The 25352-nt window shown below is 38.8% G+C and carries 23 protein-coding genes and 1 tRNA gene; 20 read left to right on the forward strand and 4 right to left on the reverse strand.

Going from position 1 to position 25352, the window contains the following annotated elements:
• Positions 1 to 8 precede the first annotated feature (8 nt).
• The 3 genes from FNW07_RS10525 (at position 9) to dnaG (ending at position 3873) form a co-directional block, all read left to right on the forward strand.
• Positions 9 to 671 (forward strand): hypothetical protein, encoded by a 663-nt coding sequence (locus FNW07_RS10525; protein WP_126744159.1) that lies wholly within the window; start codon positions 9 to 11, stop codon positions 669 to 671.
• A 53-nt stretch (positions 672 to 724) separates the two neighbouring features.
• Positions 725 to 1765: a hypothetical protein gene (locus FNW07_RS10530; protein WP_126744160.1), complete on the forward strand. Its 1041-nt coding sequence runs from the start codon at positions 725 to 727 to the stop codon at positions 1763 to 1765.
• 131 nt (positions 1766 to 1896) lie between these two features.
• Positions 1897 to 3873 carry a DNA primase gene (gene dnaG, locus FNW07_RS10535; RefSeq protein WP_126744161.1) on the forward strand — a complete coding sequence of 659 codons (1977 nt, stop codon included), beginning with the start codon at positions 1897 to 1899 and terminating at the stop codon, positions 3871 to 3873.
• Here dnaG and FNW07_RS10540 read toward each other — a convergent pair.
• Positions 3870 to 4499 carry a response regulator transcription factor gene (locus tag FNW07_RS10540; protein WP_126744162.1) on the reverse strand — a complete coding sequence of 210 codons (630 nt, stop codon included), beginning with the start codon at positions 4497 to 4499 and terminating at the stop codon, positions 3870 to 3872. The genes dnaG and FNW07_RS10540 overlap by 4 nt on opposite strands.
• A gap of 88 nt (positions 4500 to 4587) precedes the next feature.
• Entirely contained in the window at positions 4588 to 5394 is an 807-nt protein-coding gene (gene nadE / locus FNW07_RS10545; RefSeq protein ID WP_126744163.1) for an NAD(+) synthase, read from the reverse strand.
• A gap of 173 nt (positions 5395 to 5567) precedes the next feature.
• Between nadE and gldB the strand changes: the two genes are divergently transcribed.
• Together gldB and gldC are read left to right on the forward strand one after the other, a co-directional pair.
• Positions 5568 to 6524 (forward strand): gliding motility lipoprotein GldB, encoded by a 957-nt coding sequence (gene gldB / locus FNW07_RS10550; protein ID WP_126744164.1) that lies wholly within the window; start codon positions 5568 to 5570, stop codon positions 6522 to 6524.
• A complete protein-coding gene (gldC, locus tag FNW07_RS10555) occupies positions 6524 to 6859 on the forward strand; it encodes a gliding motility protein GldC (RefSeq protein WP_185964643.1) in 336 nt (111 codons plus the stop codon). Before gldB ends, gldC begins: the two co-directional genes overlap by 1 nt.
• A gap of 72 nt (positions 6860 to 6931) precedes the next feature.
• Here the strand turns inward: gldC and yihA are convergent, their stop codons facing one another.
• Both yihA and FNW07_RS10565 read right to left on the reverse strand, forming a co-directional pair.
• Complete coding sequence (gene yihA, locus FNW07_RS10560) at positions 6932 to 7552, reverse strand: ribosome biogenesis GTP-binding protein YihA/YsxC (RefSeq protein ID WP_126744165.1); 621 nt, start codon at positions 7550 to 7552, stop codon at positions 6932 to 6934.
• 97 nt (positions 7553 to 7649) lie between these two features.
• Entirely contained in the window at positions 7650 to 8414 is a 765-nt protein-coding gene (locus FNW07_RS10565; protein ID WP_126744166.1) for an alpha/beta fold hydrolase, read from the reverse strand.
• 371 nt (positions 8415 to 8785) lie between these two features.
• Between FNW07_RS10565 and FNW07_RS10570 the strand changes: the two genes are divergently transcribed.
• The 15 genes from FNW07_RS10570 to FNW07_RS10640 all read left to right on the forward strand — a co-directional run bounded on the left by FNW07_RS10570 (position 8786) and on the right by FNW07_RS10640 (position 25283).
• On the forward strand, positions 8786 to 9259 hold the full coding sequence (locus FNW07_RS10570; protein WP_126744167.1) for a division/cell wall cluster transcriptional repressor MraZ: 474 nt from the start codon (positions 8786 to 8788) through the stop codon (positions 9257 to 9259).
• A complete protein-coding gene (rsmH, locus tag FNW07_RS10575; RefSeq protein ID WP_185964644.1) occupies positions 9234 to 10142 on the forward strand; it encodes a 16S rRNA (cytosine(1402)-N(4))-methyltransferase RsmH in 909 nt (302 codons plus the stop codon). Before FNW07_RS10570 ends, rsmH begins: the two co-directional genes overlap by 26 nt.
• Positions 10143 to 10144: 2 nt before the next feature.
• Positions 10145 to 10498, forward strand: a complete 354-nt coding sequence (locus FNW07_RS10580) for an FtsL-like putative cell division protein (protein ID WP_126744169.1) — start codon at positions 10145 to 10147, stop codon at positions 10496 to 10498.
• Positions 10489 to 12492 (forward strand): penicillin-binding protein, encoded by a 2004-nt coding sequence (locus FNW07_RS10585; RefSeq protein WP_126744170.1) that lies wholly within the window; start codon positions 10489 to 10491, stop codon positions 12490 to 12492. The genes FNW07_RS10580 and FNW07_RS10585 overlap by 10 nt, the downstream gene beginning before the upstream one ends.
• Positions 12489 to 13952: a UDP-N-acetylmuramoyl-L-alanyl-D-glutamate--2,6-diaminopimelate ligase gene (locus FNW07_RS10590; RefSeq protein WP_185964645.1), complete on the forward strand. Its 1464-nt coding sequence runs from the start codon at positions 12489 to 12491 to the stop codon at positions 13950 to 13952. The genes FNW07_RS10585 and FNW07_RS10590 overlap by 4 nt, the downstream gene beginning before the upstream one ends.
• A gap of 6 nt (positions 13953 to 13958) precedes the next feature.
• On the forward strand, positions 13959 to 15185 hold the full coding sequence (gene mraY, locus FNW07_RS10595; protein ID WP_126744171.1) for a phospho-N-acetylmuramoyl-pentapeptide-transferase: 1227 nt from the start codon (positions 13959 to 13961) through the stop codon (positions 15183 to 15185).
• Between the two features lies 1 nt (position 15186).
• Positions 15187 to 16518 carry a UDP-N-acetylmuramoyl-L-alanine--D-glutamate ligase gene (gene murD, locus FNW07_RS10600; protein WP_126744172.1) on the forward strand — a complete coding sequence of 444 codons (1332 nt, stop codon included), beginning with the start codon at positions 15187 to 15189 and terminating at the stop codon, positions 16516 to 16518.
• Between the two features lie 24 nt (positions 16519 to 16542).
• Complete coding sequence (locus FNW07_RS10605; protein WP_126744173.1) at positions 16543 to 17850, forward strand: FtsW/RodA/SpoVE family cell cycle protein; 1308 nt, start codon at positions 16543 to 16545, stop codon at positions 17848 to 17850.
• Between the two features lie 3 nt (positions 17851 to 17853).
• Positions 17854 to 18948 (forward strand): undecaprenyldiphospho-muramoylpentapeptide beta-N-acetylglucosaminyltransferase, encoded by a 1095-nt coding sequence (gene murG / locus FNW07_RS10610; protein WP_126744174.1) that lies wholly within the window; start codon positions 17854 to 17856, stop codon positions 18946 to 18948.
• A gap of 11 nt (positions 18949 to 18959) precedes the next feature.
• The gene (gene murC / locus FNW07_RS10615; protein ID WP_126744175.1) at positions 18960 to 20309 is read left to right on the forward strand and encodes a UDP-N-acetylmuramate--L-alanine ligase; all 1350 of its coding nucleotides are present in this window, start codon (positions 18960 to 18962) and stop codon (positions 20307 to 20309) included.
• A complete protein-coding gene (locus FNW07_RS10620) occupies positions 20296 to 21030 on the forward strand; it encodes a cell division protein FtsQ/DivIB (protein ID WP_126744176.1) in 735 nt (244 codons plus the stop codon). The genes murC and FNW07_RS10620 overlap by 14 nt, the downstream gene beginning before the upstream one ends.
• Before the next feature lie 9 nt (positions 21031 to 21039).
• Complete coding sequence (gene ftsA / locus FNW07_RS10625) at positions 21040 to 22422, forward strand: cell division protein FtsA (RefSeq protein ID WP_126744177.1); 1383 nt, start codon at positions 21040 to 21042, stop codon at positions 22420 to 22422.
• A 94-nt stretch (positions 22423 to 22516) separates the two neighbouring features.
• Entirely contained in the window at positions 22517 to 24454 is a 1938-nt protein-coding gene (ftsZ, locus tag FNW07_RS10630; protein WP_126744178.1) for a cell division protein FtsZ, read from the forward strand.
• A gap of 266 nt (positions 24455 to 24720) precedes the next feature.
• On the forward strand, positions 24721 to 25170 hold the full coding sequence (locus FNW07_RS10635) for a GatB/YqeY domain-containing protein (protein WP_126744179.1): 450 nt from the start codon (positions 24721 to 24723) through the stop codon (positions 25168 to 25170).
• A 39-nt stretch (positions 25171 to 25209) separates the two neighbouring features.
• Positions 25210 to 25283, forward strand: a tRNA-Arg gene (locus FNW07_RS10640).
• The last annotated feature ends 69 nt before the right edge of the window (positions 25284 to 25352 follow it).

Here is a 25352-nt window from a genome sequence, read left to right on the forward strand (position 1 = left end):
ACGAGAAAATGGAATCAAATAATATAGAAAACCAAATCAAACAAAAACTGGAAAGCCGGAGAATTCAGCCTTCAGCGCAAGCTTGGGACAGATTGGACGCCATGCTTTCGGTTGCCGAAGAGAAACAGATCAAATCCAGTCACAATTGGCTATACGTGGCTGCGGGGATTTTGGGGTTTATTCTAATCGGATCTGTTTTTTTAAGTCAGACCGAGGAAGTAATCGATATCCCAAAAAATGAAATCGTCCTTGAAAACAATACCATTGAAAATTTACAGCAACCTAATGTAAACGGAAATCCTGCAGAGATAATCCGTCCGTTAAATACAGAAGCTGTGATGCGAACTGCAAGAAGGACACAAAACATGCAGAAACAACAAACAAAACCAAATACCATGATAGTTCCTTTTGAAAATAAAAATAATGTTGCTATTAACATTGTTGCCCCAAAAGAAAATGCAGTTGAAGAAGAAAAAACAATTGCGGTAACTCCTGTTATGAAAAAGGAAACCTTGCCCGAAAAGCCAACGATAAAGGTGGATGCTTCCAGTTTACTATCTCAGGTCGACGGGGAATTAGAGTTGTCCTTTCGGGAAAAAGTGATTACTACCGCAGGTAAAAACTTTCAAACTATTAAAGTGGCTTTGGCAAGCAGAAACAACAATGAATAGCGGTCATTCATATCAACGAAATTATCAATCTTATATATTATAAAACAACAATCATGAGAAATTTAACTGTTTACTTATCCCTGATCTTATGTCTTTTTTTGAATAAAATGACCGCACAGGAAACCTTTGAGGAAAAAGCCAAAATCATTGCTGCTAAAATCGAACAAATAACCAAAGATGAAAAAACAGCGCTTAAGTTAGAAATTGAATCCGTAAATGCCCAATTACAATCGGGTAAAATTACCAATGCTGAAGCGGATGCAAAAAAAGTTGAATACGCCGAAATGAGAGCGAAAAACATTGAAAGAAGAGTGGATGCTGTTCAGGAAGAACTGAAAGAACTCGTACAGCAAAAAGTTGACGGAAAAATCAAAGAACAGGATACTGCCAGAAGATACTCGTTTTCATTTCCAGGGATGAAAGTAAAAGATCGTCACCGAGCAAGTCTTGGCGAAAAAAGGACCACGTCGCAATTCGTATTTGCAGCCGGTTTCAATAATTTGGTGACCAATGAGCAGGTGGCGCATTCTGATTTCAGATATTTTGGCTCGCATTTCTACGAATGGGGACTTACCTACAACAGCCGAATCTTAAAAAACAACAATCTTTTGCATGCCAAATATGGTTTGTCAGTAATGTACAATAATCTTCGGCCGACAGATAATCGTTATTTTGTAGCGTCTGGCGACCAGACCACTCTGGCAACAGCATCGATAAATTTAGAAGATTCCCGTTTAAGAAATGTGTATTTGGTAGTGCCAATGCATTTGGAATTCGATTTTTCTAAAAACAAAACCGTCAATGACAAAACTGTTTTTCAATCCCATGACGGATTTCGAATCGGATTAGGAGGGTACGCCGGGGCAAGAATCAAATCCAAACAAATCCTGGAATATGAAAACACCGACGGAAATGACGTAAGGGAACGTACAAAAGGCGATTTTAATGCTTCGGACTTTATTTACGGGGTGAGTTCGTATATCGGTTATAAAGAAACCAGCTTGTATATAAAATATGATTTAAATCCTTTGTTTGAAGATAATGTGGTGAAACAAAATAATATTTCGTTAGGTATTCGTTTCGATCTGAATTAAAAATGTTAGTTAGTTATTTATTAGAAAAGCGTTTCGGTAGGAACGCTTTTTTAATTTTCAATAATTAATAAAAAAAATTACGCCTTAAACTTGTAACTTTGGCGCTTACAACCATTCATAATTAGAGACCATTGATTTCAAAAGCCACCATCGATACCGTTTTCGAAACCGCCCGCGTTGAGGAGGTGATTGGTGATTTTGTGCAATTGAAACGTGCAGGCTCCAATTTTAAGGGGTTAAGTCCTTTTTCTGATGAGCGTTCTCCCTCGTTTATGGTTTCTCCGGTGAAACAGATCTGGAAGGATTTCAGTACTGGGAAAGGGGGTAATTCGGTAGCTTTTTTGATGGAGCACGAGCATTTTACCTATCCGGAAGCTATTCGGTACCTTGCCAAAAAATACAATATTGAAATTGAGGAAACCGTTCAGTCGGATGAGGAAAAAGTTAATACCGATCTGCGTGAAAGCATGTATCTGGTTTCCGAATTTGCCAAAAGATATTTCCATGATACGCTTTTAAACTCGGAAGAAGGGAAAGCAATCGGGTATTCCTATTTTAAGGAAAGAGGTTTTACCAATGAAACTATCAAGAAATTCGAATTGGGTTATTCCCCTGAAACCTGGGATGCTTTTACCAAAGAAGCATTAGGGAAAGGATACAAAATGGAATTTTTGGAAAGTACCGGACTGACCATTCCCAAAGAGGACCGTCCATTTGACCGCTTCAAAGGACGCGTCATGTTTCCGATTCAAAGTATGTCGGGCCGGACTCTTGGTTTTGGAGGAAGGATACTAACGAACGATAAAAAAGCCGCAAAATACCTGAATTCGCCCGAAAGCGATATTTATCATAAGAGTAAAGTATTGTACGGAATTTTTCAGGCCAAACAATCCATCGCCAAACTGAACAATTGTTATTTAGTGGAGGGATATACCGATGTCATCCAATTTCATCAGGCCGGAATCGAAAATGTCGTGGCTTCTTCGGGAACCGCTTTAACACCAGACCAAATCCGACTGATAAACCGTCTGACCAAAAATATTACCGTTCTTTTTGATGGTGATGCTGCCGGACTTCGTGCTTCCATCCGTGGAATCGATCTGATTCTGGAAGAAGGCATGAACGTCAAAGTATGTACTTTCCCTGATGGGGAAGACCCGGATAGTTTTGCCAAAAAGACACCTTACGAAGATTTGGTTGCCTATTTGGACGCCAATTCCAAAGACTTCATGCAGTTCAAGGCGTCGCTTTTGATGAATGAAGCTAAAAATGACCCTATCAAGAAAGCCGATCTGATCCGCGATATGGTAACCAGTATTTCCAAAATACCGGACCGTATTCAACGGGAAGTGTACATTCAGGAATGTGCCCGGATAATGGATATTTCAGAGCAGGTTTTGCTTAGTACTCTGGCACAATTGGTTCAAAAAGATATTACCGAAACCGGAAAGAAAAGCAAACAGGAGCAGAAGGCTTTTGAAGTGGTTAAGAATGAAAATCCCGTCGCTCTCGAGAAAATTGATATCCTGTACCAACTGGAGCGAAAAATTATCGAAATACTACTTTTATACGGTAATAAAACCGAAGAATTCGAAGATGTCCTGTTGAAAACCAATGAAGAAGGCGAAGTCGAAACCGTGAGCGAGAAAAAAGAATATCCGGTGTATCAAAGAGTGTTTCTAAGTCTGCAGGAAGATGAGGTCGAATTGGCCAATCCATTGTTTCGCGATGTATACCAAAACCTGATAGATTATTTCCACCAGAACGAAACCTTCAATGTGGAGCAGTATCTCATGCAATTGCCTCCGGAATTTGCTCAGGAAGTTACCGATATTTTGATGGAAGACGAAAAATTAACGCTTCACGACTGGGAAGCTCAGAATATAATTGTTAAACAGAAAGACCAATCAATTGAGCAATATGTTTCAGAAACCATCTTGACCTTGCGTTGGTTTTTAGTGGACCGGATTATAGAAGAACTAAAAGGTTCTATATCTTCCGAACCTGAATCGGACAATACAGAACCTCTGTCTATGGCAATGGATTATTATAAACTGATTAATTCGTTTTCAAATAAATTAGGAAGGGTAATGTCTCGCTATAATTAAACGATTTCCAGCGTTTTCGCCTTGTTTACCAAATCTACCAGATTCGTCACGTTCAACTTGGTCAGCAATCTTAATTTATAAGTACTGATGGTTTTCTCGTTAAGATTCAGAATTTTAGAAATCTCATTGTTCTTTTTACCGTCACTTAAATAACGCAGCACTTCAATCTCTCTGTTGGACAGTTTTCGGTACAAACGGTCGCTTTTGTTTTGTTTCGCTATCAACGCCAGGTTTTTCTTCACGGCATCGCTAAGCACTATAGTTCCCTGGTGCACTTTCACAATAGTGTTTCCTAACGTTTCTAATTTGGCACTTTTGTGCACAAATCCAGAAACACCTGATTTTATAGCATTGGGAGCATAAATCTGCTCAGAAAGGCTGGTAAAGATGATGACCTTCGTAGTGGGATGGTTCTTTATAATGGATTTTACATCATAGATACTGGACAGGCCTTCAAGCTCTAAATCAATGACAATAACATCGATTTTCTTGGTTTTGAGTACTTCATCAATCATGGATAAATTACCAACATTAGATACAATACTAATGTCTGCATGATCTTTAAAGTATGATTTTACCCCAAAATGAACTACAGGATAATTATCTGCTAAACAAACATTTATCATAATTTAAATTTTTAAGGATTACATTTCGACTTGGGATAATGTAAAGTTAATGAAAAAATGCAAATGTATGTAAAATAATGTTAAAAAATTATATTAAATCTTTGGGTAAAAAACACACCGGTATCGGATTGATTTTATGCTGATTGATGGTGTTCAAACGTTTATAAATTTCAAAAACTTCCTGTTGTCTTCCGGTATAATCCTTAGCGGACATTCCCTTTTCATTTTCATCCATCGCCCATTCCAGCTCGTCGTAGCTAGCTCCTAACTGGTCCTCATCCGTTCTGTCGTCGCCAAAAAGACCATCCGTTGGAGATGCGTTTAATATCGAATCCGGAACGTGCAGGTATTGCGCCAATGCAAACACATCCGACTTCATCAAGTCCCCAATTGGACTCAAATCTACGCCGCCATCGCCGTATTTGGTATAAAATCCAACCCCAAAATCCTCAACTTTGTTCCCTGTTCCGGCGACTAATAAACCATGAATTCCACCATGATAATACAATGTCGTCATTCGGAGTCTGGCCCGGGTATTGGCAAGCGTCAGGTTAAGTTTCGCTACATCCTCTGTGACTGGAACCTGCTTTTTAAAAACTTCAAAAACCTCGGTCAAATCCGTTTCAACATGGCTGACGTTTTCAAACCTTTTGTGCAATTGCTCTATATGCTCGCGGCCCCGGTTTACCTGAGTCGGCGATTGATGAATCGGCAGTTCCACGCACAATGTCCGAAGTCCCGTTTGTGCGCATAAGGTCGAAGTCACAGCCGAATCCACTCCGCCCGAAATTCCTACCACAAATCCGTTCACTTTGGCATCCACAGCATAATCCCGCAACCAATTGACAATATGAAGATTAGCTTTATCAACTTGAATTGTACTTTTTTTAGGCATAATTTCTGAAAATTTAAAAAACCGCAATGTATATTTGCAAAATTAATAATTATTAGGAGCTATTTCCTGCTGTTCGCTATATCTTTTTCTTTTTTGATTTGCTTCGTGCTTCGCAAGGACAAAAAAAGAAAAAGGATACCGCTGCCATCAGGGCTAAAAAGAAAATCATATCCATGAAAAAATATCTTTTGCCTTTTGTCATTTGCGTTTTATTTGCCTCTTGCGATAAAAAAAGCAAAGTAGAAAAAGAAGTCGAAAAAATTCCAATGTCCGTAAAAGTGGAGCGTTTCGACAAGATTTTCTATGAAACTCCTGCAGCTGAGCTCAATAAAGTAAAACTAAAATACCCATACTTATTTCCGTCCGCAACACCTGATGCGGTCTGGATCGAGAAAATGAACAATCCCCTGAACCGGGAATTGTATACTGAAATTCAAAAAAAGTATCCGAATTTCGAAAAGGTAAATAATGAGCTGGATGAACTGTTTCGTCATATGAAATACTATTTTCCCGAAACCAAATCCCCAAAAGTCATTACGCTGATTTCGGAGATGGATTACCAGAACAAAGCCATTTATGCCGACAGCCTGGTTTTGATTTCGCTGGACTTATATTTGGGCAAAAATCATAAATTTTATGAATTTCCGGATTACCTGAGACAGAATTTTGAAACCAGCCAAATCATGCCGGATATCGTTTCCAGTTTTGCCGCCGGAAAAATCGCGCCGCCTACCGATAAAACGCTTTTGTCATACATGATTTATTCTGGAAAGGAATTATACCTGAAAGATATCTTATTGCCTGAAATGAGTGATGCGGACCGCATTGGGTACACACCGGAACAAATCAAATGGTGTGAGGAGAATGAAGCGTATATGTGGAGCTACTTCATCGAAGGGAAACTGCTTTACGATTCGGATTCCAAATTACCTAACCGTTTCATCAATGTGGCGCCGTTTTCCAAATTCTATCTCGAAATCGATAACGAATCTCCGGGACGGGTGGGGACATGGGTTGGTTGGCAGATTGTCCGCTCGTTCATGAAAAACAATGAAGTATCTTTGCAGGACTTACTGCGAATGGATGCAGTAGAACTATTTAACAAATCTAAATACAAGCCCCAAAAATAATGAGCAATACAATCACCTCCGAAATAAAATTCCGTGTGGAATTAGATGAAAATAAGGTTCCGGAAAAATTGAGCTGGACCGCTCAAGATGGCGGAATCGAAGCCGAAGAAGCTAAAGCTATTATGCTTTCGATCTGGGACAGCAAAGCGAAAGAAACTATGCGTATCGATCTATGGACCAAAGACATGCCGGTGGACGAGATGAAGATTTTCTTCCACCAGACTTTGGTAGCTATGGCCGATACCTTCAAACGAGCCACCGATGATGAAAAAATGTCTGACACGATGAAAGATTTTTGCGACTATTTTGCTGAAAAGCTTGACTTAAAGAAGTAGTGCTTTTAAAATTGCAATAAAAAAAACCCAAACTGAATTTCAGTTTGGGTTTTTTTTTGATTTTTTAGAATTTTAAATCTGACTGTTGTTTTTAAAAACTTCCTGATTCACTTCGTCAATATAAGCAAGCACTTCTTCTTTTCCTGTTTGTTCGGTAGCCGAGGTCACGAAATATTGTGGCATTTCCGCCCAATTGTTTGCAAACATTTGTTTTTTGTAAGCTGCTACATGTGAATCTATTTTTACCTTACTGATTTTATCGGCTTTGGTGAAAATAATGCAGAACGGGATTTCGCTTTCTCCCATATAGGACATGAATTCAATATCAATATTCTGGGCTTCATGGCGAATATCAATCAGCACAAAAGCACAAACAAGCTGCTCTCTGGTTTCAAAATAATCAGTAATGAACTGCTGGAAAACAGATTTGGTTTTTTTCGAAACTTTGGCATAACCATACCCAGGTAAATCCACCAAAAACCAATTATTGTTAATTAAAAAATGATTGATTAACTGAGTCTTTCCAGGTCTTCCCGAAGTTTTAGCCAAGTTTTTATGATTGGTTAGCATATTGATAAGTGATGACTTTCCAACATTGGAACGCCCGATAAAGGCGTATTCAGGAAGGAAATCTTTCGGACATTTATCAACTATGGAATTACTGATGATGAATTCGGCAGTATTGATTTTCATACAGGTATTTATTTTTGCAAAGGTAGTCAAAAAAAAGAACCACTACTTTGTTGGAAAAAATTCCGGAAAAGTAGTGGTTAAAGAGTTAGAACGAGTGTTACAAATGGCTTTTTTGAAGCCAGTCCATCATTAACTCATTAAATTCATCCGGATGTTCCATCATTGCGGCATGACCACATTTGTCAATCCAGTATAATGCTGAATTAGGAAGTAGCTTGTGAAATTCTTCAGCTACGTCCGGAGGGGTTACATTGTCATTTTTTCCCCAGATGACACACGTTGGAACATGCATTTTAGGCAAATCGTTGGCCATGTTGTGACGAATGGCGCTCTTGGCAATGGTAAGAGTCTTAATCAGTTTGATACGGTCGTTGGCCATATTGAACACTTCATCTACGATTTCTTTCGTTGCAACCTTAGGGTCATAAAATACCGATTCGGCTTTTTTTCTGATATATTCATAATCACCACGTCTTGGATAACTGTCACCCATTGCACTTTCATACAATCCGGAACTTCCGGTAATGATAAGTCCAAGCATTTTTTCAGGGTACATTTTAGCATGATATAAAGCAATATGACCACCGAGAGAATTTCCCATCATGATCACACGATCAAAACCTTTATAGGTAATAAAATCCTTCACGTATTTGGCGAAAGCTTTTACGTTGGTCTTTAAGATATTTTGAGTATAAATGGGCAACTCCGGAATTACTATTTTGTAACCCTTGTCAGAAAAATAATTGGCAACGCCTTCAAAATTACTCAAGCCACCCATCAGACCATGTAGAATGATGATTGGCGTGCCTTCCCCGGCTTCATAATATGTATATTTTCCTTCTCTTCTTAAATCGTGCTCCATGTTTTGTTTGGCATTTCTAATTCTGACAAATATATGATTTTATACCCAAAAATGCATTCCGGATTATTTTATTTAGCGCTGTTTTGTGAACAAACTAAATTTATATTTTATTCTATTTCTGACTTGTTGGACTATAATGCAATTGTTTGTGTTAATCGCAAAATTCTGCTGTTTAATTCTTGTTTCATGGCGCACTATTTTTGATTATGAGATAATTCTTAACAATTTGTCAAATAAGGGCTTATGTAAAAAACTCGGGACAACTCACTTTAATTGACGAAGTGGTAAAACTTATCAACAAAGTGGTATATTGTGGTAAAATGTGGTAAAATTTTTTATATTTTTGTCACAATCATTTCAAATTAATTCTTTTGAATACAATAGTAGGAACATATGAATGCAAAGTCGATGCTAAAGGAAGGCTGCTTTTGCCAGCTCCCCTGAAAAAGCAATTTGCTGCAGCACTTCAGGACGGTTTCGTTTTGAAGCGCTCTGTATTTCAGCCATGTCTGGAATTGTATCCAATGTCAGAATGGAATTTGATGATGGCTAAAATCAATAAACTAAATCGTTTTGTAAAAAAGAACAATGACTTTATCCGTCGATTTACAGCCGGTGTGAAAGTGGTTGAAATAGACGCTTTAGGAAGGTTATTGATACCCAAAGATTTGATGGTATTCAGTGCTATTTCCAAAGATTTGGTATTATCGTCGGCAGTGAATATTGTCGAAATCTGGGACAAGGATTTATATGAAAAATCAATTTCCGGAGACGATGTGGATTTTGCGGATTTAGCAGAAGAGGTGATGGGAAACATAAATGACAATGACAATGGAATATCATAATCCGGTTTTATTAAAGGAATCTGTTGATGGTTTGGATATCAAACCTGACGGCATTTATGTGGATGTGACTTTCGGTGGTGGTGGACACTCCCGGGAGATTTTGAGCAGACTGGGTCCTAAAGGAAAATTATTTGCTTTTGATCAGGACGAAGATGCTTTGGCGAACGCCTTGCAGGATGATCGTTTTGTGTTGATAAATGAGAACTTCAGGTTCATTAAACGCTTTCTGCGTTTTCATAATGTCAAAGCTGTCGATGGGATTTTGGCTGATTTAGGTGTTTCTTCGCATCAGTTTGATGTTCCTGAAAGAGGGTTTTCAACACGTTTTGACGCTGATCTGGATATGAGAATGAGTCAGAAAAATGAATTGACCGCGCACAAAATCATCAATGAATATGACGAAGCCAATTTGCGTCGTGTATTTTTAGATTATGGTGAATTGAAAAATGCACCAGCTATTGCAAGAGTCATTCTTGAAGCCCGTGAAGATGCGCCAATTGATAAAACAGACGAATTGAAAGCGGTTTTAGGGCGGTTTTTGCCCGAGAAGGTTAAAAACAAAGTTCTGGCTCAGATGTATCAGGCCATCCGGATTGAAGTGAACCAGGAAATGGATGTGCTGAAAGAATTTTTAGAGCAATCCCTCGAGATTTTGAAGCCAAACGGAAGATTATCGGTGATATCATACCATTCATTAGAGGACCGATTGGTGAAAAGATTTATGAAAAACGGAATGTTCGAAGGAGAGCCGGAACGTGATTTTTTCGGAAATTTTTCGGTGCCTTTCAAAACGATAGGAAAATTGATTGTTCCGGACTTTCAGGAAATCAAAATCAATAACAGGGCCCGAAGCGCCAAGTTGCGAATCGCTGAAAAGAGATAGAAATGAAATACGGAATATATAGCATATTAAAAGCCAGATTTCTGATAAATGAAGAGGCTAATGCCAGTAAAAACTGGCGTTTCATTGTTTTTCTGATTTTACTTGCCATTATTATGATTGCCAATAACAATCGTTTCGATCAGAAAGTTTTTAAAATTATTGAACTGAATAATGAAGTCAAAGAATTGCGTTCCGAATTTGTGGATCGCCGTTCCGAATTGATGAAATTGAAAATGGAATCAACGGTTTCGCTAAAAATGGAGGAAAAAGGAATATTCCCATCTTCTGTTCCTCCAACAAAGATTAAAGTAAAAAAAGAAGACGAAAAAAGTTTCCTTAAAAAAATATGGCAGTAGAAGATAAACATATCACTTACAGAATTTATCTGGTTGCAGTTACCGTCTTCCTGATGGCAATTGCGATTACTGTAAAACTGACTAATATCCAATGGGTTGACGGAAACTATTATAGGAAATTAGCAAAAGAAAGAACAGTTAGAAATTTTGTGATTCCTGCCAATAAAGGAAATATTTACTCTTCAGACGGAAGTCTGCTGGCTACATCAATCCCAAATTACAACATCCGTTTTGATGCGGTGGCTCCTAAATCGGAAGCTTTTCAAAAGAATGTAAAACCATTGGCAGACTCTTTATCACTGTTGTTAGGAAAACCAAGTAGTTATTTTCAAGCGGAATTGAGAAAGGCGAGAGCCAATAAAAACAGATATTACCTGATTGCCCGTGATTTGAGCTTTACAGAATATATGAAAATCAAAAGTTTTCCATTATTCAATATGGGGGTTTATAAAGGGGGTATTATTACCGACCAAAAAACCGTACGCGAGCATCCGATCGGGGAAATTGCGGAACGTACCATTGGTTATGAAAGAATTACGCCTAACGGTATTCCCGACGGAAAAGGGATTGAATGGGCATACCGCAAATACCTTAACGGGAAGGACGGTAAAATCTTAAAACAGAAAATTGCGAAAGGACAATGGAAGCCAATCAGGGATGTCAATGAAGTAGAGCCTCAGGACGGATACGATATTATTTCGACTATTGATGTTTATATTCAGGATATCGCGCACCACGCCTTATTGAAGCAATTGGAATTGTTTGAGGCCGATCACGGTTGTGTGGTCGTAATGGAAACAAAAACGGGTCAGGTAAAAGCCATTTCTAACCTAGGAAGAGCGACTAACGGTGGGTATTACGAGACAACCAATTATGCGGTGGCAGAATCCCATGAACCGGGTTCGACTTATAAACTGGCCGATTTAATGACTTTGCTTGAAGATAAAAAAGTAGATACCAGTAAGGTTTATGACAGTAAAGGCGGAGAAATTACCTATTCGGGCAAAAAAGTGCGTGACTCTCACGAAGGAGGTTACGGAAAAATATCACTGGCAAAAGGATTCGAGGTCTCTTCCAATACAGTATTGGTGCAGGCAGTGTACGAAAATTACAAAAACGAACCTTCCAGATTTGTCAACCATTTGAATTCATACGGTTTGAACAGTCGCTTGGGATTGCCTTTTCAAGGCGAAGGAAAACCACGCGTTCCCCAGCCAACAGACAAAGACTGGTCGAATATTTCTCTTCCATGGATGGCATTCGGTTACGGGGTTTCCATTACTCCATTACAGACTTTGACTTATTATAATGCAGTTGCCAATAATGGCGAAATGGTCAAACCACAATTTGTTTCGGAAATTAAATCATGGAACAAAACCATCAAGAAATTTGACAAAGAAGTCATCAATCCAAAAGTATGTTCACAGGAAACCATTTTGAAACTAAAGGCGGTACTGGAGAATGTGGTTAAAAGAGGAACAGGCTCAAAATTGTATTCCAAGGACTTTTCCATGGCAGGAAAAACGGGGACTGCCCAGGCAAATTATGCTAAGAATGGTGGGAATGAAAAGCATTATATCTCCTCGTTTGTTGGTTATTTCCCTGCCGATGTACCTAAATATTCCTGTATTGTAGTGGTGCACGAGCCAAATACGTCAATGAATAACTATTACGGAGCGGATGTTGCCGGACCGGTTTTCAAAAGAATTGCACAGAAGATTTTTACCGATGCCCCTTCCACAAATGAAATTAAAAAACTGGATAAAAAGAACGGGAAACAGGAGAAAAATTATTCCGAATATTATGCCAAAGCACAGAAAAAGCACCATGTAATTCCGAATGTAAAAGGTATGTCTGGTATGGATGCGGTTGCATTGCTTGGGAACCTTAATATAAAAGTGAAAGTGATTGGGGTTGGAAAAGTTAAGAAACAATCGATTCAACCTGGAGAAAGTTTAAATAAAAACACAACCATAATATTGGAATTATCGTGATTATCCTAAAAGACATATTATATAAAGTTGCAATCGAAGCGGTAAAAGGTTCGACTGAAATGGGTATCGAAAAAATGGATTTCGACTCCAGAAAAATTGCAGTGAATGATGTATTCGTAGCGATTCGCGGTGCTGTTTCTGATGGTCATGAATTCATTGAAAAAGCGATCAACAATGGTGCGGTTGCTGTTGTTTGCGATGCTTTTCCGGAAGTGCTTATTACAGGAATAACGTATGTCCAGGTAAGAGATACAAACAAAGCATTGGCCTGCATGGCTGCTAATTATTTTGGAAATCCATCCAATAACCTGAAATTAATCGGTATTACAGGAACTAATGGAAAAACAACAATTGCTTCACTTCTGTATCAACTGTTCAAAAAAGCAGGTTTTAAAGTAGGATTGATTTCTACCGTTAAAATCCTGGTTGACGATAAGGAATACGAGGCCACTCACACGACACCGGATTCGATAACCATCAATCTGTATCTGAAAGAAATGGTGGAAACGGGTGTAGAGTATTGCTTTATGGAGGTGAGTTCCCATGGAATTCATCAAAAAAGAACGGAAGCTCTGCATTTCGAAGGCGGTGTTTTTACCAATCTATCACACGACCATTTGGATTACCATCCTACGTTCGCCGAGTATCGCGATGTGAAAAAATCATTTTTTGATAACCTGCCAAAATCGGCTTTTGCACTTTCAAACACCGATGATAAAAACGGCCGTGTCATGTTGCAGAATACAAACGCACGCAAATTAACGTATGCATTAAAATCATACGCAGATTATAAGGCCCAGATTCTTGAGAACCAATTGTCTGGTTTGCTTTTGAAAATAAATGACCATGAAGTTTGGGTTCGTTTAATCGGAGCATTCAATGCGTATAATTTATTGGCTATTTATGGAACTGCGGTCGAATTGGGTCTGGATAATTTTGAAGTATTACGATTGTTGTCTGAATTGGAAAGTGTTTCCGGACGTTTTCAGTTTATTGTATCGAAAGGGAATGTCACAGTCATCGTTGACTATGCCCATACGCCGGACGCATTGGAAAATGTATTGAAAACCATCAACGATATCCGTACCAAAAATGAACAACTAATAACTGTTGTCGGTTGTGGTGGTGACAGGGATTCTACCAAGCGGCCAATGATGGCAAACATAGCTTCCACATTAAGCGATAAACTAATCCTGACTTCGGATAATCCACGGACCGAAGATCCCGATATGATTATCTCTGAAATGGAACAAGGTGTTGAGCCACAGAATTATAAAAAAACGATTGCGATAACGGATAGAAAGCAGGCCATAAAAACAGCTTGTCAATTATCCCGTCCCAACGATATTATTTTAATTGCAGGAAAAGGACATGAAACATATCAGGAAATTAAAGGTGTTCGCCATGATTTTGACGATATGAAGATTGTTACAGAAATTTTAGACCAACTCCAAAAATAGAAAAATATGCTGTATTACTTATTTGAATATTTAGACAAGACCCTAAACATCCCAGGAACCGGAGTATTTCAATATATCACTTTTCGTTCGGCTTTGGCTCTGATTTTATCATTGTCAATCTCGACTCTTTTTGGAAAAAAAATTATCAACTTTTTAAGAAATCAACAAGTTGGGGAAACTGTTAGGGAGTTAGGTTTGGATGGCCAGACAGAAAAAGCCGGTACGCCCACCATGGGAGGTCTGATTATCATCATTGCTACTTTAATTCCCGTGGTTTTATTGACCAAATTGGATAATATATATATTATACTGTTGATTGTAACCACGCTTTGGATGGGTACAATTGGTTTTATTGATGATTACATTAAAATTTTCAAAAAAGACAAAGCAGGATTAAAAGGGATTTTCAAAGTTATTGGTCAGGTAGGTTTGGGTTTGATTGTGGGTTCGGTTTTGTATCTGCATCCTGGAGTGACTCTTCGCACAGATCCGGTACAATCGGTGACTTTCAAACAAACTGAAAACGTAATTACAGAAGCTCCTCTCGAAGAAAAATCGACTGCAACCACGATTCCATTTCTTAAAAATAACACATTCGATTATGCCGAATTTTTGGCATGGACCGGTGATGGGTATGAAAAATGGGCGTGGCTGATTTTTATTCCAATCGTGATCTTCATTATAACCGCGGTTTCCAACGGGGCCAATCTAACGGACGGAATTGATGGCTTGGCGGCAGGAACATCCGCTATTTCGGTGCTTGCGCTCGGAATTTTCACCTTCGTTTCGGGTAATATTATTTTCTCGAGTTATCTCAATATTATGTATATCCCCAATTCGGGAGAAATGACGGTCTTTATCGCCGCCTTTGTTGGGGCATTGGTCGGGTTTCTTTGGTATAATTCCTATCCGGCCTCGGTTTTTATGGGAGATACGGGAAGTTTGACTATTGGCGGAATCATTGCTGTATTAGCAATTTCTGTCCGAAAAGAAATGTTGATCCCACTATTATGCGGAATCTTTCTTGCTGAAAATTTATCAGTGGTCTTGCAGGTCAGTTATTTCAAATATACCAAAAAACGATTTGGTGAAGGAAAGAGGATTTTCCTGATGTCACCATTGCATCACCACTATCAGAAAAAAGGCTATCATGAAAGCAAGATTGTAACTCGTTTTTGGATTGTTGGAATTTTGCTGGCCATATTGTCCATCGTCACCCTAAAACTAAGATAGTATGAGATTAGTGATTTTAGGTGGTGGAGAAAGCGGTGTCGGAACCGCGATTCTCGGCAAGAAACAGGGATACGATGTGTTTGTATCTGATTTGGGAAAAATAAAAGACAATTATAAAGAAGTTCTTAATCTTAATGGTATCAAGTGGGAAGAAGAACTCCACTCCGAAAAGAAAATCATCAATGCCGATGTGGTCATGAAGAGCCCGGGGATTCCGGATAAGTCACCGCTGGTTAAAAAGTTAGTCAAAATGAATATTCCGGTAATCTCCGAAATTGAATTTGCAGCTCCCTTTACAAAAGCCAAAACAATTGGTGTCACCGGAAGCAACGGAAAAACCACCACAACGATGCTCACGTATCATTTATTGAAATCAGCAGGAGTCAATGTAGGACTTGGAGGTAATATCGGAAAGAGCTTTGCCTGGCAGGTAGCGGAAGATAATTTTGATTATTATGTTTTGGAATTGAGTAGTTTTCAGCTCGATGGAATCGTAAATTATAAGCCGCACATTGCCATTATTACCAATATCAGCCCGGATCATCTGGATCGTTATGATTATAAATATGAAAAATACATTGATTCCAAGTTCAGGATAACAATGAATCAGACGGAAGATGATTTTCTTCTTTATGACGCCGATGACGAAGCAATTGCAGAATGGTTTCAAAACAATACAACTAAAGCCCAATTAATTCCTTTTTCACTGACAAAAACGTTTGAAAACGGAGCATTTATAAAAGACAATATTATGGAAATCAAGATCAATCAGGAAGAATTTGTAATGGACACGCAGCACATCGCCTTAGAAGGCAAGCACAACATGAAAAATGCTATGGCGGCAACCTCTGTTGCAAAACTGATGCAGATCCGTAAAGCGACAATTCGCGAGAGTTTGTCTAATTTCCAAGGTGTTGAACATCGTTTGGAAAAAGTGCTTAAAATCCAGAATGTGCAATACATCAATGATTCCAAAGCGACCAATGTAAATGCGACGTTTTTTGCTCTGGACAGCATGAACACACCAACAGTTTGGATTGTAGGTGGTGTTGATAAAGGGAATGATTATTCAGAATTGATGTCGCTGGTTCGCGAAAAAGTAAAAGCCATCATCTGTCTTGGGGTTGATAATAAAAAAATCATCGATGCTTTCGGGAATGTCGTGGATGTGATGATTGAAGTATCCAATATGGCCGATGCCGTGAAAATGGCGCAGCGTTTAACAGAAAAAGGGGATGCCGTTTTATTGTCTCCGGCTTGCGCCAGTTTTGATTTGTTCGAAAACTATGAAGACAGAGGGCGACAATTTAAAAGCGCTGTCCAAAATTTATAATAAAAATTAAATACGAAAACCCAAATGAAAGAACTAATCAGCAATTTAAAAGGAGACAAAGTAATATGGTCATTCGTGGCTTTATTGGCATTGTTTTCGTTTATGCCTGTTTTTAGTGCGAGCAGTAATTTGGCATACATGAACCACGGTACCGGAAACACTATCAGTTTCCTGTTTACACATTTGGCTCACATCTTCATGGGTTTTATAATTATATATGCAGTTCATAAAGTCCCGTATCATTATTTTAAAGGGATTTCACAGGTTTTTTTACCGATAGTCTGGGTTTTATTGGCCTATACTTTGATAAAGGGAACCGTGATTGCGGGTGCAAATGCGAGTCGCTGGATTAAGGTACCGTTCATCGGAATCACCTTCCAGACATCTACTTTTGCCTTTGTGGTATTGATGGTTTTTGTGGCCCGGTTTTTATCCAAAAAAAGAGAAGTGCCTGTTACTTTTAAAGCATCCTTGTTGGAATTGTGGGTTCCGGTTTTTATTACCTTGATGCTCATCCTTCCGGCGAATTTCTCCACTACAGCGTTGATTTTCTCCATGGTAGTGATGCTGGCTTTTGTGGGTAAATATCCGTTGCGGTATATTGGCTTTGTTATCGGAACCGGAATAGTATTTTTGATGTTTTTCGTTTTGGTTTCCAAAGCATTTCCCGATTCCCGTTTTTTTAGCAGGGTAGGAACCTGGACAAGTCGTATCGAAAATTTTACCACAAATAAGCCGGATGAAGATATTTACCAAATTGAACAGGCAAAAATTGCTATTGCATCTGGCGGACTTAAAGGTTTAGGCCCGGGAAAAAGTGTACAGAAAAATTTGTTGCCACAATCATCTTCCGATTTTATTTATGCCATTATAGTTGAAGAATATGGACTCATAGGAGGATTGGGTGTGTTGTCGTTGTATTTATTATTATTCTTCCGATTTATCGTGGCTGCCCATAAAGCTAATACCCTTTTCGGGAAATTACTCGTAGTCGGATTAGGGTTTCCAATGATATTTCAGGCGATGATCAATATGGCCGTGGCGGTCGAATTACTTCCGGTAACAGGACAAACATTACCGTTGATTAGTAGTGGAGGAAGTTCGATTTGGATGACCTGCGTATCACTTGGTATTATTATCAGTGTGACCAAAAAAGACGAAGAAGTAGCGCAGGAAATAATGGAGAAAGAGCAAAGGGAAGAAGTCCTGCAGCGTTTGATCGATAAACAATTGGAAGAAGAAAATGCTTTGGATGCAGAAATTGGAATGGAACATGATTATTCGATAGAAGACAAATCCGTTAATCCAATGAAGGCGGTTTACAACAAATAGCAGATGAAGAAATTAAAATTCATATTAAGCGGCGGCGGAACCGGTGGTCATATCTACCCGGCCATTGCTATTGCAAATGAATTGAAATCCCGTTTTCCGGATGCTGAATTTCTTTTTGTCGGTGCTCAGGATAAAATGGAAATGCAAAAAGTGCCTCAGGCCGGATATCCAATCAAAGGATTGTGGATTGCAGGTTTACAGCGAAGAATAACTTTTGATAATGCGCTTTTTCCAATAAAATTGGTAGACAGTCTGATGAAATCCAGAAGTATAATTAAGGAATTCAAACCGGATGTAGTGATTGGAACCGGTGGTTTCGCAAGCGGACCATTATTGCAGGTTGCTGCATTACGAGGGATTCCCACGGTAATCCAGGAGCAGAACTCGTATCCCGGTATTACCAATAAATTATTGGGAAAAAAAGCCAACAAAATCTGCGTGGCCTATGACAATCTGGAGCGATTTTTTCCTTCAGGCAAAATGGCACTGACAGGAAATCCGATACGTCAGGATATAATTGAAATCGAAGATAAAAAAGACGAAGCAGTCCAGTATTTTAATCTGGATGCGGATAAAAAAACACTTTTGGTTCTTGGCGGAAGTCTCGGAGCTCGACGGGTGAACCAGTTAATTGCAAAAGAAATTTTAGCATTTGCAGCTCAAAACGTTCAGGTGATCTGGCAATGCGGAAAGCTGTATTATGAGGAATACAAACATTTCGGCGAAAACGCAAACATTCAGGTGTTGTCTTTTATCGACCGTATGGATTTGGTGTATGCTGCGGCAGATTTTGTGATTTCACGTGCAGGAGCTTCATCGGTTTCGGAATTATGTGCGGTTGGGAAACCGGTCATTTTTATTCCGTCTCCAAATGTAGCGGAAGACCATCAAACTAAAAACGCCCAAGCTATTGTCGATAAGAAAGGCGCTTTAATGATCAAGGAAAAGGAACTCGATACGCAATTCAATAAGATGTTCAATGATCTGCTGGCTAATGATGCCATGCAGAACGAGCTTTCTGAAAATATAAGAAAATTAGCGAAAATTCATGCCACGCAAGACATAGTGGATGAAATTGTCAAACTGGTTAAATTATAATAAATTTAAAAATGAATCTCAACCAAATACATAACGTTTATTTCATCGGAATCGGAGGGATTGGAATGAGTGCTTTGGCGCGTTATTTCAAAACCATCGGGAAAAACGTGGCTGGGTACGACAAGACTGAAACTGAACTCACCAAAGAGTTGCAGGAAACCGGTATTGTCATTCATTTTGAAGATAGTATCCCGATGATTCCTTCTGATTTTTATGTAGAGAATACGCTGGTTATTATAACCCCTGCGGTTCCTGCGCATCATTCGGAATGGAATTTTTTCCTCGAAAGAAATTACCATATCAAAAAAAGAGCGGAAGTGCTAGGATTAATTACCAAAGACACGTTCTGTTTTGCTGTTGCCGGAACGCACGGAAAAACAACAACTTCCAGTATTTTGGCGCACATTCTTTTTGAAAGTGGCGCTGATGTGACGTCTTTCCTCGGCGGAATTGTTGAAAATTACAATTCCAACCTGATAGGAAACGGTAAAACAATCACAGTTGTTGAAGCGGATGAGTTCGATCGTTCTTTCCTTCATTTACATCCCAATATTGCCTGCATCACCTCAATGGATGCGGACCATCTCGATATTTATGGAGACAGCGCTTCCATCGAAGCATCGTTTGTGGAATTTGCTGATAAGATTGAAGACAAAAGAAATCTCTTTATCACCAATAAATTGCCATTGGAGGGAATTACAGTGGCGGTAAATGAAGACGCTGCTTTTAAAGCTTTCAATGTGAGAATTGAAAACAGTCAGTATGTTTTTGATGTACAGACCCCAACGGAAACGATTCAAAATTTACAATTCGGATTACCTGGAACGCATAATTTAATGAATGCATTAATGGCTTTGGCTATGGCAAAAACTTTTGGCACCCCAACCGATGCAATAGCTAAAGCCTTATTGTCCTTCAAAGGAATCAAAAGAAGATTTTCGTACCAGATCAAAGAAAACAGCCTGGTTTATATTGATGATTATGCACATCATCCAACGGAAATAAATGCTGTGCATCAGGCAGTAACGGAATTATATCCAAATCAGAAAGTGTTGGCAATTTTTCAGCCTCATTTGTTTAGCAGAACAAAAGATTTTGCTGATGATTTTGCAAAAAGCCTGTCAGCTTTTGACGAGGTGCTTTTGCTGGATATTTATCCCGCCCGTGAATTACCAATGGAAGGCATAACGTCGGCATGGCTGATGGATAAAATGACAAATGATCATAAAAAATTAGCCTCAAAACAGGATTTAATTCCAACGATTTTGAAAAGCGAATGCAAAGTTATTGTGACAATTGGAGCAGGAGATATAGGAGAATTGGTAAAACCAATAAAAATGGCACTTCATGAAAAAATTTAACTGGCAAAATATTTGGATTAACACAAGATTGGTGCTGATGTTTGCGGCAGTAATTTTTCTGTTTTCGTTTACGTCAAAACGAAACTCGGAGCGGAAAATTACCAAATCGGTAGTGGTTTTTTTGGAAAATGAAGACCTTTTTGTGACTCACGAAACGGTTAATAAATTGTTAATAGAAAATAATTCGCAGGCGCAAACCATTAGAAAAGATAAATTAGATTTGAATAAGCTGGAAAGAGCCATAGACAGTCACAACATGATTGAAAAATCACAAGTTTTTGTCGGCATTGATGGAGTCCTGAAAGCGATAATAAAACAAAAGACCCCGGTAGCAAGGGTTTTTGATGAAAAAGGTTCTTTCTATTATGATTATCAGGGAAATCCAATGCCTTTGTCAGACAATTTTACGGCAAGAGTTCCATTGGTTTCAGGGGAGATAAATAAAGAAAATCGTAAAGATTTAAATGAATTGTTCCGTTATATTTTCGACGATGCATTTCTGAAGAAAAACATTATCGGCATACAGATTTTGCCGAGTGGAAGCTTAAAAATGATGAACAGGAATTTTAATTATGAGATTGATTTTGGTAAAACCATCAACGTCGAGCAGAAATTCAACAATTATAAGGCATTTTTTCAAAAAGCGGTTGTAGATAGTTCGTTACAGCATTACAAAAAAATAAATCTGAAGTTTACGCAGCAGGTGGTGTGCACAAAATAAAAGGAGGTTATGGAAAAAGAGAACATTGCAGTAGGTTTAGACATTGGGACAACCAAGATTGTTGCCATGATTGGCAAGAAAAATGAATATGGAAAACTGGAGATTTTGGGTATTGGAAAATCCAAAAGTCTTGGTGTGAAGAGAGGTGTGGTTGATAACATTACGCAAACTATCCAATCTATCCAGCAAGCGGTTCAGGAAGCGGAAAACAATTCAGGTTACAAAATAAAAGATGTTGTCGTGGGTATCGCCGGACAACATATTCGCAGTATTCAGCACAGCGATTACATCAGCAGAAGCAATGCCGAGGAAGTAATCGGAGATAAAGATATTGATCTGTTAATCAATCAGGTACATAAATTAGCAATGCTTCCGGGAGAAGAAATTATTCACGTTTTGCCGCAAGAATTTAAAATCGACGGGCAATCGGAGATTAAAGAACCAATCGGAATGTGTGGCGGAAGGTTGGAATCCAGCTTTCACGTTGTGGTAGGACAGGCATCGTCCATCAGAAATGTTGGAAGATGTATCCAGAGTTCAGGTATAGAATTATCCGGATTGACGTTAGAGCCGTTGGCTTCGGCCGATGCGGTTTTAAGTCAGGAAGAAAAAGAAGCCGGTGTGGCATTGATTGATATTGGTGGCGGAACAACAGATTTGGCCATTTTCAAAGATGGTATCATTCGTCATACTGCCGTGATTCCTTTCGGTGGAAATGTAATTACAGACGATATTAAAGAAGGCTGTTCTATCATTGAAAAACAGGCTGAATTATTAAAAGTTAAATTCGGATCGGCATGGCCGGGAGAAAATAAAGACAATGAAATCGTTTCTATTCCAGGATTAAGAGGAAGAGAGCCTAAAGAGATTTCATTGAAAAACTTGTCCAAAATTATCCATGCCCGTGTGGTGGAAATTATCGAGCAGGTTTTCGCAGAAATTAAAGCATACGGACATGATGATCCACGCCGTAAATTAATCGCAGGTATTGTTCTTACAGGTGGTGGCGCACAATTGAACCACATCAAGCAATTGGTGGAATACATCACGGGAATGGATACCCGTATCGGTTACCCGAATGAACATCTGGCAGGAAATTCTGATGAGGAAATTTCGAGCCCGTTATATGCCACGGCTGTCGGATTGGTAATGAATAGTATTGAAAATAAAACACAGAGTGCGGTGAAATTCTACATCCCGGAGCCCGAAAAAGTTCCTGTATACAGAACGCCGGTTCCGGTTCCGGAATACAACGAGGTGGTGGCAGTGGAAGCGGGAGAAAATATTCCGGTTATGGCCAAGCATGAAGAATCTACAGAAACAAAAATCAGAAGATCGTTTTTTGATAAGTATGTAGATAAAATAAAAGATTTTTTAGATAACGCCGAGTAGTTTATCCATTAAAGATGTTATCGTTTTCCTTTTTGCCCCAGCAGAAAGTAATAAAAAAATTAGTACTAAATAAGAATTCTAAAAGACCAATATTATGATAAGCAACTCAGAATTTGGAAGCATTTCATTTGATTTACCAAAAAACCAATCAAATGTCATTAAAGTTATAGGTGTAGGTGGAGGCGGTAGTAACGCAATCAATCACATGTTCAAACAAGGTATTAAAGGCGTTGATTTCATCGTGTGTAATACCGATTCACAAGCTTTGCAAAACAGTGCGGTACCTAACAAAATTCAGTTAGGGGTTAACTTAACAGAAGGACTTGGTGCTGGCGCCAATCCTGAAGTCGGACAGCAATCCGCTATAGAAAGCATCGATGAAATCGAAAAAATGCTGGACAGCAACACTAAAATGGTTTTTATCACCGCAGGTATGGGTGGTGGAACCGGAACTGGTGCGGCTCCTGTAATTGCGCAATTAGCCAAAGAAAGAGATATCCTGACTGTTGGTATTGTAACGATTCCTTTCCAGTTTGAAGGAAAAGTGCGTCACCAACAAGCTTTATTAGGAGTTGAAAAATTAAGAAAACAAGTGGATTCCTTAATTGTTATCAATAACAACAAATTAAGAGAAGTGTACGGAAACCTTGGTTTTAAAGCTGGTTTCTCAAAAGCGGATGAAGTTTTGGCCACAGCCTCTAGAGGAATTGCCGAAGTAATTACGCACCATTATACTCAAAATATCGATTTAAAAGATGCTAAAACCGTATTGTCCAATAGTGGTACTGCCATTATGGGTTCGGCGTCGGCAATGGGTGAAAACCGTGCGAAAGAAGCGATTGTTTCTGCATTGGATTCTCCATTATTAAATGACAATAAAATTTCAGGTGCCAAAAACGTATTGTTGCTTATCGTTTCTGGAACTAATGAAATTACAATTGATGAAATCGGGGAAATCAACGATCATATTCAGGCGGAAGCAGGTCATAATGCCAATATCATTATGGGTGTTGGTGAAGACGAAACCCTTGGAGATGCTGTTGCAGTAACGATTATTGCCACCGGATTCAATGTGGAACAACAAAACGAAATTGTAAATACCGAGCCTAAAAAAATAATTCATTCTTTGGATGGTGAACAAAAATTAGAGCACGATTTGTCCATGAACAAAGCTATTCCGGCTTTTGATTTTTTGGCGATAGAGGAGGCAGCTCCTCAGAACAACACTAAAATCGTTTTCGATTTGATGGAAGACGAGGTGGCCGGGCCAAAAGTAATTGCGCAGCCCACTTTTGAATTGGAAATGGTTCCGACTTCCGAGTTTATCAAGAATATTGATGTGACTTTCGAAATCGTTTCTCCGGTATTGGAGCAGGATTTTTATTTTACTTCTCCGGAAGTAAGGGAAATCGAAGTGAAAGAACCTGAATTCGTTGCGTATGAAGAAGAACAAATTACTTTTTCATTTGATCTTCCTATTAAAAAGGCAGAAGTAGAAGCTCCGAAAGAAGAACAGATTCTTTTTGAATTGTCCAATGAAACCAAGGAAATCAAAGTGATTCAGCCGGTACAGGTAGTTCCGATGACCGAATTGAATGAAAACGGAATCATCAAATATTCATTGGAAGAGTACATGGAGAAAGAGAACGAATTGTTCGAATCCAAACCAGTGGCTAAAATAGAAGAGCCGATAGCAGAAGAGTTAAACATCACGATGAAAAAGGTGGAAATGCCTTCTGCATTTAGTGCCAATTTTGAAGCCGTTTCCCCAATAGATATGTCTATCGAAGACACATTGAAAATGAGAGCTGATGAAAGAAGAAGAAAACTGAAGGATTTCAATTATAAATTCCACAATAACCCTTCAAGAGTAGAGGAATTCGAAAAAGAGCCCGCCTACAAAAGATCCGGAATTGATATTTCAAATACGCAGATGAACAATTCAAACTCGCGTATTTCAATTGGAACTGACAGTAATGATGATATTCAGTTGCGTTCCAACAATTCTTTTTTGCATGACAATGTAGATTAACTCAAACCAAAATAAATTCCTTTATAACCCGGAAATCGTATGGATTTTTCGGGTTATTTTTTTTACCTTCGCGATGAATATTTTTCAAAGCTTTTAAAGGAGCAAAAAAGCAGTGTTTGTTTGGTGATCCTTTTCCCGCTGTCCTTTGCAATCCGCCCAAAAAAGTGCGGGATTTCCACTTCCATCGGGGCTAATAGACAAATGTTTGGAGTGTTTTTGAGTTGGTTACAGCTCCACTAAAATTTAATAATTAAAGAACAACATATATGAGTTTATCTGTAAACATAATGGACGAGATCAAAACGGCCATGAGAGCTAAAGATACCATTGCCCTTGAAGCATTGCGCGCCATTAAATCGGAATTGCTTTTAGCACAGACGTCAACAGGATCTAAGGAAGAAATATCCGAAGATGAGGAAATTAAATTATTGCAAAAACTGGTGAAGATGCGTAAGGACAGTGCCCGTATTTTTACCGAGCAAAATCGTCCGGATCTCGCTGAACCGGAATTGGCGCAGATTGCTGTCATTGAAAAATTCCTGCCTGCCCAGCTTTCTGAAGAAGAAGTGGAAGCAATTATTGCCAAAATCATTGCAGATACCGGAGCTTCCGGAATCGCTTCAATGGGGAAGGTAATGGGATTGGCATCTGCACAATTGGGCGGTACAGCAGAAGGAAAAACAATTTCCTCCATCGTTAAAAAACTTTTAGTATAATATATTTGCGGGATTTCATACCTTTGAAACCCACAAAAAGGCTGCGTAGTTCAACTGGATAGAATATCAGATTTCGGCTCTGAGGGTTGGGGGTTCGAATCCCTTCGCGGTCACAATAAAAAATCTCAAGATTGCTCTTGGGATTTTTTTTATGTCCAAAAGAGCAAAAAGAAACCACTTCT

The organism is Flavobacterium sp. GT3R68 (genome assembly GCF_007109225.1).
Classification (GTDB): Bacteria; Bacteroidota; Bacteroidia; order Flavobacteriales; family Flavobacteriaceae; genus Flavobacterium.